This window comes from Streptomyces sp. 15-116A (assembly GCF_025290915.1).
Lineage (GTDB): Bacteria > Actinomycetota > Actinomycetes > Streptomycetales > Streptomycetaceae > Streptomyces.
Genome location: NZ_JAOCQE010000158.1, coordinates 1 through 14780, shown reverse-complemented (window position 1 = coordinate 14780; position 14780 = coordinate 1). Strand labels below are relative to the sequence as shown.

Annotated in this window: 10 protein-coding genes and 1 pseudogene; 6 read left to right on the top strand and 5 right to left on the bottom strand. The window is 69.3% G+C overall.

Annotated elements, in window-relative coordinates:
• Positions 1–297 (top strand): annotated as a pseudogene (locus N4P33_RS22805) (ribonuclease D); the annotation flags it as partial.
• 101 nt (positions 298–398) lie between these two features.
• On the opposite strand, the gene N4P33_RS22800 reads toward N4P33_RS22805, so the two are convergent.
• From N4P33_RS22800 to N4P33_RS22780, 5 genes are all read right to left on the bottom strand, one after another.
• A complete protein-coding gene (locus N4P33_RS22800) occupies positions 399–2120 on the bottom strand; it encodes an acyl-CoA dehydrogenase family protein (RefSeq protein WP_260828525.1) in 1722 nt (573 codons plus the stop codon).
• A gap of 58 nt (positions 2121–2178) precedes the next feature.
• Positions 2179–2739, bottom strand: coding sequence for a PadR family transcriptional regulator (locus N4P33_RS22795; RefSeq protein ID WP_260828524.1), 561 nt, complete (start codon positions 2737–2739; stop codon positions 2179–2181).
• An 82-nt stretch (positions 2740–2821) separates the two neighbouring features.
• Positions 2822–3652: a carbohydrate ABC transporter permease gene (locus tag N4P33_RS22790; RefSeq protein ID WP_260828523.1), complete on the bottom strand. Its 831-nt coding sequence runs from the start codon at positions 3650–3652 to the stop codon at positions 2822–2824.
• On the bottom strand, positions 3649–4593 hold the full coding sequence (locus tag N4P33_RS22785) for a carbohydrate ABC transporter permease (protein WP_260828522.1): 945 nt from the start codon (positions 4591–4593) through the stop codon (positions 3649–3651). The genes N4P33_RS22790 and N4P33_RS22785 overlap by 4 nt, the downstream gene beginning before the upstream one ends.
• The gene (locus N4P33_RS22780) at positions 4593–5909 is read right to left on the bottom strand and encodes an ABC transporter substrate-binding protein (RefSeq protein WP_260828521.1); all 1317 of its coding nucleotides are present in this window, start codon (positions 5907–5909) and stop codon (positions 4593–4595) included. Before N4P33_RS22780 ends, N4P33_RS22785 begins: the two co-directional genes overlap by 1 nt.
• 174 nt (positions 5910–6083) lie before the next feature.
• On the opposite strand from N4P33_RS22780, the gene N4P33_RS22775 reads away from it, so the two are divergent.
• From N4P33_RS22775 to N4P33_RS22755, 5 genes are all read left to right on the top strand, one after another.
• Positions 6084–8465, top strand: coding sequence for a glycoside hydrolase family 2 protein (locus N4P33_RS22775; RefSeq protein WP_260828520.1), 2382 nt, complete (start codon positions 6084–6086; stop codon positions 8463–8465).
• Complete coding sequence (locus N4P33_RS22770; protein ID WP_260828519.1) at positions 8462–9490, top strand: LacI family DNA-binding transcriptional regulator; 1029 nt, start codon at positions 8462–8464, stop codon at positions 9488–9490. Before N4P33_RS22775 ends, N4P33_RS22770 begins: the two co-directional genes overlap by 4 nt.
• Before the next feature lie 161 nt (positions 9491–9651).
• On the top strand, positions 9652–10872 hold the full coding sequence (locus N4P33_RS22765; RefSeq protein WP_260828518.1) for an acetyl-CoA C-acyltransferase: 1221 nt from the start codon (positions 9652–9654) through the stop codon (positions 10870–10872).
• Complete coding sequence (locus N4P33_RS22760) at positions 10869–12998, top strand: 3-hydroxyacyl-CoA dehydrogenase NAD-binding domain-containing protein (RefSeq protein WP_260828517.1); 2130 nt, start codon at positions 10869–10871, stop codon at positions 12996–12998. Before N4P33_RS22765 ends, N4P33_RS22760 begins: the two co-directional genes overlap by 4 nt.
• 144 nt (positions 12999–13142) lie before the next feature.
• Positions 13143–14594: a cellulose binding domain-containing protein gene (locus N4P33_RS22755; protein ID WP_260828516.1), complete on the top strand. Its 1452-nt coding sequence runs from the start codon at positions 13143–13145 to the stop codon at positions 14592–14594.
• Positions 14595–14780 lie beyond the last annotated feature (186 nt).

The following is a 14780-nucleotide window of genomic DNA, read 5'->3' as shown; positions in this document are numbered from 1 at the left end:
CCGGGGCAGGCGGTGACGGGGCCGCCGCCGCCGCGGGCGTGGGCCGACAAGGACCCGGCCGCGGCGGCTCGCCTCGCGGCGGCGAAGGCGGGGGTGAGTGAGCTTGCCGAGCGGCTGAACCTGCCGCAGGAGAATCTGATCACGCCGGACACGGTGCGGAGGGTGTGCTGGGAGCCTCCGGCGGTTGTGGGGGCTGAGACGGTGGCCTCTGCGCTGGCGGCGTACGGGGCGCGGCCTTGGCAGGTGGAGCAGGTTACGCCGGTGTTGGTTGAGGCGTTGTCGGTGAAGGTGGGGTAGCGCCGTCCGGGGGGCGGGGAAGCTTGGCGGGCGGGTGCGGCTGCGTTGTGGCTGGTCGCGCAGTTCCCCGCGCCCCTTGAGGTCGGCTGCGGAAACCGGTGTTACGGCTTCAGCTCGTATGCGCCAGACAAAGCCTCGACGCGCTCCCAGACTCGCTGCGAGCGGGAGTCGTCCACGGAGGGGCGGCGGAGTGCGGTCAGGGCCCACTGCTGCTGGGCGTCCGTGGCCGAGTCCTTGCCGTGGAGTTCTATGGCGTGGGCGGAGAAGTCGCGGATCAGGACGGCGAAGAGTTCGTCCAGGACGTCCTCGTCGAGGGTCGTCAGGTGGGCCTGTTCCAGGATGAGCTGGCCGTGGACCACGAGGGCGAACAGCTGGCCCACGGCGAGCAGGAGGTCGAGGTCGCGGCTCTGCTGCTCGTCCGGTGCGGCGGTGGTGACGAACTCGCACAGGGCGTCGGCCTGTTCGCGGAAGCGGGCGACGTTCGGCAGGTGGGCGTAGGTGTCGTAGGCGGTGCGCCAGTCGTGGAAGCGTACGGAGCCGAGGCCGCGGGCCGGGCCCTGCTGGAAGAGGAACGTGTCGTCGGCTGCGTCGAGGCGGGTCGGGACGGGTGCGTACTCGGCGGGGTTCAGCAGGTGGTTGCGCATGAACTTCAGGATCAGCGCCAGGTTGACGTGGACCGTGCCCTCCAGCTTCGGCAGGCCCCGGATCTCGACGGCGGCCTGGGCGAAGTAGTTGTCCTTCTCGAAGCCCTTGGCGGCGATGACGTCCCACATCAGGTCGATGACCTTCTCGCCCTCGGTGGTCACCTTCATCTTCGTCATCGGGTTGAAGAGGAGGTAGCGGCGGTCGTCGGGCCCTGCGGAGCGGAAGTAGTCGACGGCGCGGTCGCTGAACAGCTTCATGCCGACGAGCCGGACGTACGCGTCGGTCAGCTCGCGGCGCACGTGCGGGAAGGCGGTGACGGGGCGGCCGTAGAGGATCCGGTTGTGGGCGTGGGTGACCGCCTCGTACATCGCGTGCTCGCAGATGCCGATGGACGCGGTGCACAGGTTGAACTTGCCGACGTTGACGGTGTTGAGCGCGGCGTCGAAGGCGGCGCGGCCGGTGTGCAGGACGTCCTCGGCGCGGACCGGGTAGTTCTCCAGGCGGAACTCGCTGACGAACTTGGAGGAGTCGACGACGTTCTTCACCAGGTGGTACGACGGGTGGCGGCTGTCGGCGGCGAAGAAGACGTAGCCGTCGGGGCCCTCGATGTCGGTGCGGCGGCCGAAGACGGAGACCAGGCCGGCCGCGTTGCCGTTGCCGATGTAGTACTTGGAGCCGCTCGCCCGGAAGCCGCCCTCGCCGTCGGGCTCCAGGAGCATGTCGGTGGAGTAGATGTCGGCGCCGTGCGCCTTCTCGGACAGGCCGAAGGCGAACACCTCGCCCTGGTCGAGGAGTTCGGCGGCGCGGGCGCGGGCGGCGGCGTTGTCGCTCTGCCAGACCGGGCCGAGGCCGAGGATGGTGACCTGCCAGGCGTACCAGTAGTCGAGGCCGTAGAAGCCGAGGATCTCGTTGAGGGCGGCGATGCGGGCGGTGTCCCAGCGCTTGTCCTGGTGCCCCTCGGCGGCGGAGGCGGGCGTCAGGAAGGTCGCGAAGAGGTTCTCCTTCGCCGCGAAGGCGAGGAAGTCCCCCAGCCAGGCGCGGGTGCGGTAGTCCTCGATGAGCCTGCGCTTGCCGCGCTCCTCGAACCAGTCGACGGTGGCGCGCAGCAGCCGTCGCGTCTCGGGGTCGAAGTGGGCCGGGTCGTAGGTGCGCGGGTTGAACAGCAGTGGGTCGGTCATCGTCGATCGCCTTTCCCGCATGGGGGGTTGAGGGTGGAGTGAAGAGAGGACGGGTGGGTCAGCTGCCCGGGGCGCCGAGGCGGCGCAGGGTGGCCAGGACGTCGTCGAGCCAGGCCAGGGTCATCCGCTCGTACGCGATGCCGCCGCGCAGCACCACGTGCTGGAGTTCGCGTCCGGCATCCGGCTCCGCGGGCGCTTCCGGGCCGGTGAAGTCGCGGTGTTCCCCCGCCAGGTAGTGGGCGAGGCGTTCGCTGTGCACCTGGTGGTGGCGCTCGACCTCGGCGATCAGTGCCGTCGGGTCGTCGAAGGCGGCACCGCGGATCTTCACGGCGAGATCGTGCCGGATGCTCTCGGGCTCGATCGGCTCGTGCAGCCACCGGGCGAGGGCGTCGCGTCCGGCGGCGGAGACGGAGTACTCCTTCTTGTCCGGCCGGCCCTCCTGCGGCACCTCGCGCACGTCGATCCAGCCGTCGCTCTCCATGCGTTTGAGCACGCGGTAGATCTGCTGGTGGGTGGCGGTCCAGAAGTAGCCGATGGACCGCTCGAAGCGCCGGGACAGCTCGTAGCCGGAGCCCGGCTTCTCCAGCAGGGAGACGAGGATCGCGTGGTCGAGGGCCATACACCGATGCTGCTATGCAACTCGTTGCATAGGCAAGTCTCCCCCGGTGAGACACGGCTCACCCGGGGAGACCGCATCGGCACTACTTCGTCGCGCCGCGCATGAAGCCGTTGTAGATGAACCGCTGGAGGAACAGGAAAGCGAGCAGCGTCGGCAGGATGACCAGGACCGTGCCCGCCGAGATGGTCTCCCAGTGCGCCCCGAAGGGGCCCTTGAAGCGGAACAGGGACGTCGAGATCACGCCGAGGTCCTCGGAGGGCATGTAGAGGAAGGGGATGTAGAAGTCGTTGTAGACGTTGATCCCCTTCACGATCACCACGGTGGCGATCGCCGGTTTGAGCAGGGGCAGGATGACCCTGCGGTAGACGGCGAAGGCGTTGGCGCCGTCCAGCCGGGCCGCCTCGTCCAGGGAGACCGGGATGGACCGGATGAACTGCAGGAAGATGTAGATCGACACGATGTCCGTGCCCATGTACAGCGCGATCGGCGCCCACAGGCTGTCGAACATGCCGAAGCTGTTGACGATCTGGAAGGTCGCCACCTGGGTGGTCACCCCGGGGACCAGCGCGGCCAGCAGGAACAGCGTCACGACCAGCTTCCTGAAGCGGAAGTGGAAGCGGTCGATCGCGTAGGCCGTCATCGAGCCGATGAGGATCGTGCCGCCGATGGCGACCACCAGGATGATCGCGGTGTTGCCGAAGGCGGACAGCATCCGGCCGTCCTGGAACGCGGTGACGTAGTTGCCGAAGTGCAGCGGGTCGTCGGGCAGTTGCAGCGCCCCGCTGCCGTTCGCCATCTCCCGGGGCGTCTTCAGCGAGGTCAGGAAGATCACCGCGAGGGGCAGCAGCACGACGAGGGTCGCGAGGATCAGGGACAGGTACATCAGCGCCCGGGCCACGGTACGGCGGGTCATACGAGGTCCACCTTCTCGTCGGGGACGATGCGCCGCTGCACCCAGGTGACCGCCAGGACGATCAGCAGCAGGACGACGGCGGCGGCCGAGGCGAGGCCCATCTTGTTGAACTGGAAGGCCAGCTTCACCGTCTGGATCACGAAGGTCTCCGTGCCGGTGGCGCCGCCGGTCATGATGTACGGGATCTCGAAGACCGACAGCGAGCCGGACACGGACAGGATCACGCTCAGGCTCAGTACGGGTTTGATGCCGGGCGCGATGATGTGCCGGAACTGCTGCCAGCGGCTCGCCCCGTCGATCTCGGCCGCCTCGTACAGCTCGCCCGGGATGGACTGGATCGCGCCGAGGAACAGCACGAAGTTCAGGCCGAGGTAGCGCCAGACGGACACACCGGCGAGCGAGGTGTTCGCGGAGACCGGCGTGCCCAGCCAGGCGTGGTCGGTGTGCACGCCGAGGAGGCTCAGCACGGAGTCGAGGGTGCCGCCGTCCTGGAAGAAGTAGAGGAAGACGAACCCGATCGCCACCCCGTTGATCAGATACGGGAAGAAGAGGACGCCCTTGAAGAAGTTGCGGAAGCTGACGTGGAAGCTGAGGACGGTGGCGAAGTAGAGGGCGGCGGCGATCTGCACCACGGACGCGGCCAGGTAGTAGCCGCTGACGAGGAACACCTCGAACAGCTCGGAGCGGGTGAGGAGTTCGGCGTAGTTCTCGGTGCCCGTGTAGTGCAGGTCGGGGCTCACGCCGTCCCAGTCGGTGAAGCTGTACGCGATCATGTTGGCTATCGGCGCGTAGGTGAAGGTGAGCAGCAGGGCCAGCGGGGCGATCAGGAACAGCCATGGGGTGAGACGCCGCCGATCGCGGCGGGGACGCGGGGCGGGGACGCGTCCCGCGGGAGGGGTGAGCGGCGCCGGGCGGGCCTCCTTGGGGGTCGTGTCCGTCATCACGACCCCAGGGACCGCTGGGCCTCGGTCCACCGCTCGGCGAGGCCGGCGAGGTAGTCGTCGAGGCTGCCCTTGCGGGCGCCGCGGGCCAGGTCGACCAGTTCCTGGCGGTAGTCGGGCTTGTAGATGCCGACCTCGGACCGGTTGTCGATGGACTTGACCTCGGCGCCCTTGCTGTCGTCGAGGTCGAGCAGCTTCACCCCGGCCTCCTGGTAGGGCTTCAGCACCTCGGGCAGCGGGGCGTCCTTCAGCGGGGACAGCGCCAGATTGGCCTCGGCGTAGCCGGACTTGTCGGTGAACCAGTCGATCCAGGCGCGGGCGGCAGCCTTGTTGTCGGAGTGGACGTTCACGGCCTGCTGGTAGTCGGGCGATGTCACCGCGCAGAACGAGCCGCCCTGCTGGGCGGGGAACGGCATGAAGCCGATGTCGGCGGGGTCGGTGCCGGCCTGCCGCGCGGCGTCCCGCATCTGCACGACCGCCCAGGAGCCGAGCCACATGGTGGCGATCTCGCCCTTGGCCAGCTTCGGCTTGCTGGCCTCCCAGTTGGTGGTCGTGGGGTCCTTCTCGGCGAGACCGCCGCGCACGATGTCGTGGAGGAGGGTGTCGGCCACGCGCAGATCGGCTCCCTCGGCCCACGGGTCACCCTCGGCGAGCTTCGTCGTGGCGCCGGTGTCGCAGGACACGGAGCCGTTGACATTGGTCCACTGGGTGAGCGGCCACATGTCCTTGAAGTTGGTGTAGTACGGCACGGCTTCGGTCCTGGCCTTGATCGCCTTCAGAGCCCTGAGGAACTCGGCGGGGGTGGTGGGCCAGTCGGTGACGCCGGCCCGGCTCCAGACCTTCTTGTTGTAGACGAAGCCGGGGACGACGCCGATGGGGCTCTGGCCGTAGACCTTGCCGTCGACGGTGGAGTAGTCGGTGAAGCGGTACTTCTCGGCGCGTTCCGCCTGACTGCCCAGGGACGCGAAGAACTTGGGGTAATCCTTCTTCTCGATCACCGCGGGGATCATCAGGACGTCGCCGTAGTTCTCCGTGTTCATGCGAATCTTGACCTCGCCCTCGTAGTCGGTGAGGGCGTCGAACTCGACCCTCACGCCGGGATAGGCCTTGTTGAACTCGGCGGCATACAACTTCATCGTGCCGTCCTGCACCAGGTCGGTGCGGTGGGTGAGGACGGTGAGGGAGCCCTTGACCTTCGCGGGGTCCTCGGGCGCCTTCGCGTCCGCGCCCTTCGAGGCGCCGCCGGTGCCCGTGCAGGCGGAGGCGAGGAGCGCGAGGGCGGCGATCGATCCGGCGAGCAGCTTGCGACGGTACATGTGCACCAGCTCCGTTCGGGGCGGACTTGCGCGACGGGGACTTGCACGACGGTCTTGGCTGATTCGGCACTCTGGCAGCCCTTTACTGAACCGGTAAAGTCGCAATCGCGCCAACGATGTGAGCCCTTTGCCCAAGCAGCCGACCACTGTGCTCGACCGGTTTAAGGAGTGTGCATGCGTCAGGTCACACCGCTCACCGAGGGATGGATCCTGCGACACCCGGACGGCTCGGGGGCAACGCTTCCCGCCACGGTCCCCGGCTGTGTGCACACCGATCTGCTGGCAGCGGGGCTGATCCCCGACCCGTTCCTCGGTCTCAACGAGAGTGAGGTGGCGTGGGTGGGCCGCCGCGACTGGACGTACGAGACCCGGCTGCCGCCCGCGCCGGTCGCGCAGGAGCAGACGGACCTGGTCTTCGACGGCCTCGACACCGTCGCCGAGATCCTGCTCGACGGGCGCCCGCTGGGCCGGGTGCGCAACATGCACCGCTCCTACCGCTTCGACGTGACGGGTCTGAGCGGACGGCTCGTGGTGCGGTTCGCGTCGGCCTACGCGGAGGCGGACGCGGTGCGCGGAAAGGTGGGCGCACGGCCGGGCGCGTACGCCGAGCCCTATCAGTACGTGCGCAAGATGGCCTGCTCCTTCGGCTGGGACTGGGGCCCGACGCTGGTGACGGCCGGGATCTGGCGGCCGGTGCGCCTGGAGCACTGGTCCACGGCCCGGATCGCCCGGGTGCGCCCGCTCGTCACGGTGGAGGACGGCACCGGACGGGTCGAGGTGGCCGTCGACGTCGAGCGCACGAGGGTGGAGGCGCCGCTCACCGTCGAGGCGAGCGTCGGCGGGGTGCGGGCGCGCGCGGAGATCGACGGGACCCGGGGGACGGTACGGGTTGAGGTGCCGGACGTACGGCTGTGGTGGCCCCGGGGGTACGGTGAACAGGCGCTGTACGAACTAGAGCTGACGCTACGTCAAGGTGACGAGATGCTGGACGGCTGGCGGCGGCGCATCGGTTTCCGGACCGTGGAGCTGGACACCTCGGCCGACGCGCACGGCTCCGGGTTCACGCTGGTGGTCAACGGGGAGCGGCTGTTCACGCGGGGCGTCAACTGGATCCCGGACGACGTCTTCCCGTCCCGGATCACCCGCGAGCGCTACCGGCGCCGGCTGGATCAGGCCGCGGACGCCGGGGTGGACCTGGTGCGGGTGTGGGGCGGCGGGATCTACGAGAGCGAGGACTTCTACGACGCCTGCGACGAACTGGGCCTGCTGGTCTGGCAGGACTTCCCCTTCGCCTGCGCGGCCTACCCGGAGGAGCAGCCGCTGCGCGGTGAGGTGGAGGCCGAGGCCCGGGAGAACGTCGTACGGCTGATGCCGCACCCCTCGCTGGTGCTGTGGAACGGCAACAACGAGAACCTGTGGGGCTTCCGGGACTGGGACTGGGAGCGGCAGCTCGCCGGGGACTCCTGGGGCGAGGGCTACTACCTGGGCGTACTGCCGCGCATGGTGGCCGAGTTGGATCCGACGCGGCCGTACACGGCCGGAAGCCCGTGGTCCGGGTCGTGGCGGCACCACCCCAACGATCCGGCGCACGGCACGCACCACTCCTGGGAGGTGTGGAACCGGGCCGACTACGCCGACTACCGGCGCGAAGTGCCGCGTTTCGTGGCCGAGTTCGGCTGGCAGGCACCGCCCGCGTACGCGACGCTGCGGCGGGCGCTGCCCGGGGAGGAGCTGGCGGCGGACTCCCCCGGGATGCTGCACCACCAGAAGGCGGACGACGGCAACGGCAAGCTGGAGCGCGGGCTGGCGCGTCATTTCGCCGTGCCGGAAGGGGACTTCGACCGGTGGCACTATCTGACGCAGGTCAACCAGGCCCGTGCGGTGGCCGCCGGGATCGAGCACTGGCGCTCGCACTGGCCGGTGTGCGCGGGCACCGTGGTGTGGCAGCTCAACGACTGCTGGCCGGTGACCTCGTGGGCGGCGATCGACGGGGACGGGCGGGAGAAGCCGCTGTACCACGAGCTGCGGCGGCTCTACGCGGACCGGCTGGTGACGGTGCGGGCGGAGGGGGACGGTTTTGTGGTGGCCGCGGTCAATCAGGCGGGTGAGGACTGGCGGGGCCGGGTGCGGCTGCGGCGGATGTCGGTGGACGGAGCGGTGATCGGGGAAGCGGGTGCCGCTTTCGAGGCGGAGGGGCGGACCGTGGCGAGGGTGCGCGTCCCCGGGGAACTCGTGCCGGTCGGGGCGAAGGAGTTCCTGGTCGCCGACGTGGACGGGCTGCGGGCGCTGCACTTCCCCGCGCCGGACCGCGAGATCCCGTACCCCCGCCCGGAGTTCGAGGTGGCGCTCGTACCCGGCGGGATCACGGTGACCGCCCGGACGCTGGTGCGGGACCTGCTGCTCCAGGCCGACCGGCTGGATCCGGACGCCCGTGCCGACCGGGGCCTGGTGACCCTGCTGCCCGGTGAGCAGGTGACGATAGGCGTACGGGGCTGGAAGACTCCGGACCCGGACAGCGCCCGTTCCGCCCTGTACTGCGTGGAGCCCACTCGATGACGGCAACGCCGACCCCTCGCGTCACCATCAAGGACGTCGCCGCGCGCGCCGGTGTGTCCAAGGGGGCCGTGTCCCTCGCGTTCAACCACAAGCCGGGGCTGTCGGAGGCGACCCGGGACCGGATCTTCCGGGCGGCGCGCGAGCTGGGCTGGGCGCCGAGCCCGACCGCGCGGACGCTCGCCGGGTCCCGGGTGGACGTGGTGGGGCTCGCGGTGTGCCGGCCGGCGCGTCTGCTGGGCCTGGAGCCCTTCTACATGGAGTTCATCTCCGGGGTGGAGAGCGTGCTGGTCGAGCGGTCCTGTTCGCTGCTGCTGCGGCTGGTGCGGGGCCCGGAGGAAGAGATCGGGCTGCTGGAGTCGTGGTGGCGGGGGCGGCAGATCGGGGGGTCGATCCTGGTCGACTTCGGCACGGACGATCCGCGTCCCGCGGTGGCCGAGCGGCTGGGGGTGCCGGTGGTCGCGGTCGGGCATCCCACACTCACCGGGGGGCTGACCTCCGTGTGGACGGACGACGCCACGGCCGTGACGGAGGCGGTGCGGTATCTGACGGCGCTCGGGCATCGGCGGATCGCCCGGGTGGGGGGTGCGGCGTCGCTCGGGCACACGGCGATTCGTACGGCGGCGTTCGACGAGGCGGTTGCGCCTGCGGCGCGGGCCTGCCAGGTGGCTACGGATTTCTCCGGGGAGGCGGGGGCTCGGGCCACGCGGTCGTTGTTGTCGGCGGCGGTGAGGGAGCGGCCGACGGCGATTGTGTACGACAACGACATCATGGCGGTGGCGGGGCTTTCGGTTGCCGCCGAGATGGGGCTGAAGGTGCCGGAGGATGTGTCCTTGCTGGCGTGGGACGACTCGCAGTTGTGCCGGTTGACTCGGCCGATGTTGTCCGCGATGAGTCATGACGTGCATGGGTTCGGGGCGGAGGTGGCTCGGACCTTGTTCGGGGTGATCACGGGGGAAGGGGTGGAGTCGCATCCCGTGGCTACTCCTGTGCTGGTGCCTCGGGGGTCCACTGCGCCGCCTCGGTGAGGTTCGATACAGCCCCGCGCCCCTATAGGGGCGCTTTTCGCCACCGGCGCTTCCATGTGACCTTCGCCGCTCGCACCCCCAGGACTGGGCAGCTACGTTACTCATAAGTAGCATGATGCTTAAGCAAGCGCTCAGCATCCCGTACCTGGAGGAGAGCCATCGTGCCTCGTACCGTCAGGGACGTCGTCTTCGTCGACGGCGTCCGCACCCCGTTCGGCAAGGCGGGCCCGAAGGGCATCTACCACGAGACCCGGGCCGACGACCTCGTCGTCAAGGCGATCCGGGAGCTGCTGCGCCGCAACCCCGGTCTCGACCCGAAGAAGATCGACGAGGTCGCCATCGCCGCGACCACGCAGATCGGTGACCAGGGTCTGACCATCGGCCGCACCGCCGGGATCCTCGCGGGTCTGCCGCAGTCCGTGCCGGGCTACTCCATCGACCGCATGTGCGCCGGTGCGCTGACCGCCGTCACCACGGTGGCCGGCTCCGTCGCCTTCGGGGCGTACGACGTCGCCATCGCCGGTGGTGTCGAGCACATGGGCCGCCACCCGATGGGTGAGGGCGTCGACCCGAATCCGCGGTTCGTGAGCGAGAAGCTGGTCGACGAGTCGGCCCTGTTCATGGGCATGACCGCGGAGAACCTGCACGACCGGTACCCGCAGATCACCAAGCTGCGCGCCGACGAGTACGCGGTGCGCTCGCAGGAGAAGGCCGCCAAGGCGTACGCCAACGGCAAGATCCAGGCCGACCTGGTGCCGATCTCCGTGCGCCGCACCAACCCGGAGGCCGGCGAGACCGGCTGGGGTCTGGTGACCGCCGACGAGCCGATGCGTCCGGGGACGACCCTGGAGAACCTGGCGGGTCTGAAGACGCCGTTCCGTGTCCACGGCCGGGTCACCGCCGGTAACGCGGCCGGTCTGAACGACGGCGCCACCGCCTCGGTCATCGCCTCCGAGGACTTCGCCCGCGAGAACGGGCTGCCGGTGAAGATGCGCCTCGTGTCGTACGCCTTCGCGGGTGTCGAGCCCGAGGTGATGGGCTACGGCCCGATCCCGGCGACGGAGAAGGCGCTCGCGCAGGCGGGCCTCACCATCTCCGACATCGGCCTGTTCGAGATCAACGAGGCCTTCGCCGTCCAGGTGCTGGCCTTCCTGGACCACTACGGCATCGCCGACGACGACGAGCGCGTCAACCAGTACGGCGGCGCCATCGCCTTCGGTCACCCGCTGGCCTCCTCCGGCGTCCGCCTGATGACGCAGCTGGCCCGCCAGTTCGAGGAGCAGCCGCACGTCCGCTACGGCCTGACCACCATGTGCGTCGGCTTCGGCATGGGCGCGACGGTCATCTGGGAGAACCCGCACTTCGACGGAGGCAACAAGTGAGCACCACCGCTGAGCTGTTGAAGGGTGCGGCCGAGCTGTTCCCGGACGAGGTCGTCACGAGCGCGCACGTACGCCACTTCGACCTGCCCCTCGGTGCCGGGCGTTTCGCCCTGATCACCCTGGACAACGGCCTCGACCACACCAAGCCCACCACCTTCGGCCCCCAGTCGCTGGCGAACCTCAACGCCGCCATCGACCAGGTGGAGAAGGAGGCCGCGGACGGCGAGATCGCCGGCGTCGGCATCACCGGCAAGCCGTTCATCTTCGCCGTCGGCGCCGACCTCAAGGGCGTCGAGCTGCTGAAGCGGCACGAGGACGCGCTCGCCATCGGCAAGGGCGGCCACGACGTCTTCAAGCGGCTGTCGAAGCTCGCCGTGCCGACCTTCGCCTACTACAACGGCGCCGCGATGGGCGGCGGCGTCGAGGTCGGTCTGCACTGCACCTACCGCACGGTGTCCGCGGCCATCCCCGCCTTCTCCCTGCCCGAGGTCTTCCTCGGCCTGGTGCCCGGCTGGGGCGGCTGCACCCTGCTGCCGAACCTGATCGGCGCCGACAAGGCCGTCTCGGTGATCATCGAGAACAGCCTCAACCAGAACAAGCAGCTCAAGGGCAAGCAGGTCTACGAGCTCGGGATCGCCGACGCGATCTTCGAGGGCGCGGACTTCCTGGAGCAGTCGCTGATCTGGACCGCTGCCGTCCTCAAGGGCGAGATCGAGGTCGAGCGCCCGGTGATCGACCGCGGCGAGGCCTGGGACCAGGCCGTCGAGCGCGGCCGGTTCATCGCCGACTCCAAGGTGCACGGCGCCGCCCCGGCCGCCTACCGCGCCCTGGACATCATCGCCGCCGCCAAGAACGGCGACCTGCAGCAGGGCTACGACGCCGAGGACCAGGCGCTCGCCGACCTGATCATGGGCGGCGAACTGCGCGCCGGCATCTACGCGTTCAACCTGGTGCAGAAGCGCGGCAAGCGTCCCGCGGGCGCCCCGGACAAGAACCTGGCGCGTCCGGTCACCAAGGTCGGTGTCGTCGGCGCCGGTCTGATGGCCTCCCAGCTCGCGCTGCTGTTCCTGCGCCGCCTGGAGGTGCCGGTCGTGCTGACCGACATCGACCAGGAGCGCATCGACAAGGGCGTCGGCTACGTCCACGCCGAGATCGACAAGCTGCTCGGCAAGGGCCGCATCAACCAGGACAAGGCCAACCGCCTCAAGGCGCTGGTGACCGGTGTCCTGGACAAGGCCGAGGGCTTCGCGGACGCGGACTTCATCATCGAGGCCGTGTTCGAGGAGATGGGCGTCAAGCAGCAGGTGTTCGCGGAGGTCGAGGCGGTCGCCCCGGCGCACGCGATCCTCGCCACCAACACCTCCTCGCTGTCGGTGTCGGAGATGGCGTCGAAGCTGAAGCACCCCGAGCGGGTCGTCGGCTTCCACTTCTTCAACCCGGTCGCCGTCCTGCCGCTGCTCGAGATCGTCCGCGGTGAGAAGACCGACGACGCCTCGCTCGCGACCGCGTTCGCCGTCGCCAAGAAGCTGAAGAAGACCGCGGTGCTCACCAAGGACGCCCCGGCGTTCGTCGTGAACCGCATCCTGACCCGCTTCATGGGCGAGATCCAGAACGTCATCGACGAGGGCACCCCGGTCGAGACCGCCGAGAAGGCGATCGAGCCGCTGGGTCTGCCGATGTCGCCGCTGGTGCTCCTGGAGCTGGTCGGCCCGGCGATCGGTCTGCACGTCTCCGAGACGCTCAACAAGGCGTTCCCGGACCGTTTCACGGTCTCCCCGAACCTCAAGGCGGTCGTCGAGGCGGGCAAGCGCGGCTTCTACGTCTACGACAGCGGCAAGCCGGAGCTGGACCCGGAGGTCGCCGCGCTGCTCAAGCAGGGCGACACCGTCCTGACCGAGGAGCAGGTGCGGGCGCGGGTGCTGGACGCGGTGGCGCAGGAGATCGGGCTCATGCTCGACGAGGGCGTCGTCGCCGAGGCGCAGGACATCGACCTGTGCCTGATCACCGGCGCCGGCTGGCCGTTCCACCTGGGCGGCATCACGCCGTACCTGGACCGTGAGGGCGTCTCCGAGCGGGTCAACGGCAAGCGATTCCTGGCCCCGGGCGTGGCGAGCGTCCCGGTGTAACAGGGCCTGACAGCCGAGAGGGTGGGCCGCACGGTAACGATCCGTGCGGCCCACCCCCTTTTGCCACACGCGTACCGATAGGATCTCCACACCATCCGACCACTTGTTTACACGCGCGTAGTGTTGTTTCGCTGAGGAGTCCCCGTGGCGTCCACCCGCCGCCGCCCACCCCGACGACGGGTCTGGCCCAAGATACGGCTGCTGCTGATCGTGGCCGTCCTCGCCGCCGGTGCCACGGTGACGTACCCCTACTGGAAGCCCCTGTACAAGGCGGCCAATCCGGATCCGCCCGAGCTGCTGGTGCGCTACCGCACCGACACCCCGGCCACCGCGGCGGCCGCCAAGCCGTCGCTCGAGGTCTTCAACAAGACCGACAAGCCGCTGCCGCTCAGCGATGTGGCGCTGCGGTACTACTTCACGGCCGACGACTCGGCGTCGTACGCCTTCAACTGCGTCAACGCCGCGTTCGGCTGCTCCCATCTGGCGGGCCGGGTGGTCGAGATGGACAAACCCACCGAAACCGCCGACCGGTATCTGGAGATACGGTTCAGCGAGGCCGCGGGGACGCTGAAGCCGGGCGCCAACAGCAAGGGCATCGACGTCCAGCTGTTCCGCACCGACCACAAGAAGCTGAACCAGTCCGACGACCGCTCCTTCGACGCGAAGATGACCAGCTACAAGGAAGCCCGGAAGGTCACCGCGTACAAGCAGGGCGTGCTCGCCTGGGGTGAGGAGCCGGACGGCAGCAAGCCGGCCGACGACAACAGCAAGGTGAAGAACCCCGCGGCGCCCCGCCCGGTGCCGGTCGCCCCTGAAGGTGTTCTCTTCGACAACTTCGACTACCTCGGCGCCAAGGACCCGGCCCTGTTCAAGCACGGCTGGCTGGTCCGCACGAGCAAGGGCGGCCCCGGCATCGAGAACACCTGGTCGGCCGACGGCGTCACCTTCCCCGGCGACGAGGAGGCCCTGGACGCCGGTCAGGTGCTCCAGCTGCGCGCCAGCACCGACGGCACCGAGGCGGGCACCAAGCAGGCGAGCCTCGGCACCGCCGAGAGCAAGTTCCGCGAGGGGACGTACGCGGCCCGGATCCACTTCAGCGACGGGCCCAGCACCGGTGACAAGGGCGACCACGTCAACCAGACCTTCTACACCATCGGCGGCAAGGGCTCGACGTACAGCGAGCTGGACAACGAGTACATGCCGAACGGCGGATGGGGCCGCCCCGGACCCAAGCTCGACACGGTGACCTGGTACGACCACAAGACGAACGACCGTGTCTACCAGACCACCAACAAGAGCCTCGACGACTGGCACACCGTGATGATCCGGGTGAAGGACGACGTCGTGTCGTACTGGATCGACGGCAAGAAGCTGTTCGTCAGCAGCGGCAAGTACGCCCCGCGCGCGGGGATGTCGGTGAACTTCAACCACTGGTTCATCGACCTGCCGTTCAAGGGGGACCGGGCCTGGGACATGAAGGTCGACTGGCTTTACTACAACGCGAACGACACCCTGTCGGCGAAGGAAGTCCAGGCCCAGGTCGAGGGCTTCGCCGACAGCGGTTTGAACTACTTCGACATGGTTCGGGGGTCTTAAGTGGGCAAGAGGCGGGCCAGCGCACAGGGTCGTGCCGCTGCGGGTGAGAAGCCGGTGGTGAGCCGCCGTGCCGCGCTGCTGATGGGCGGGGCGGGCGGCGTCGCGATGGCGGGCGGGGGCGCCTGGCTGGGCAATGTGGCCGCCCAGCCCGTGGCAGCGCCGGCGGCGGAGGGCGCCATCGGCGGG

Excerpts from the sequence above, each read along its gene's own strand:
- N4P33_RS22800 (WP_260828525.1), bottom strand. The coding sequence starts at position 2,120 with ATGACCGACCCACTGCTGTTCAACCCGCGCACCTACGACCCGGCCCAC.
- N4P33_RS22795 (WP_260828524.1), bottom strand. The coding sequence starts at position 2,739 with ATGGCCCTCGACCACGCGATCCTCGTCTCCCTGCTGGAGAAGCCGGGC.
- N4P33_RS22790 (WP_260828523.1), bottom strand. The coding sequence starts at position 3,652 with ATGACCCGCCGTACCGTGGCCCGGGCGCTGATGTACCTGTCCCTGATC.
- N4P33_RS22785 (WP_260828522.1), bottom strand. The coding sequence starts at position 4,593 with ATGACGGACACGACCCCCAAGGAGGCCCGCCCGGCGCCGCTCACCCCT.
- N4P33_RS22780 (WP_260828521.1), bottom strand. The coding sequence starts at position 5,909 with ATGTACCGTCGCAAGCTGCTCGCCGGATCGATCGCCGCCCTCGCGCTC.
- N4P33_RS22775 (WP_260828520.1), top strand. The coding sequence starts at position 6,084 with ATGCGTCAGGTCACACCGCTCACCGAGGGATGGATCCTGCGACACCCG.
- N4P33_RS22770 (WP_260828519.1), top strand. The coding sequence starts at position 8,462 with ATGACGGCAACGCCGACCCCTCGCGTCACCATCAAGGACGTCGCCGCG.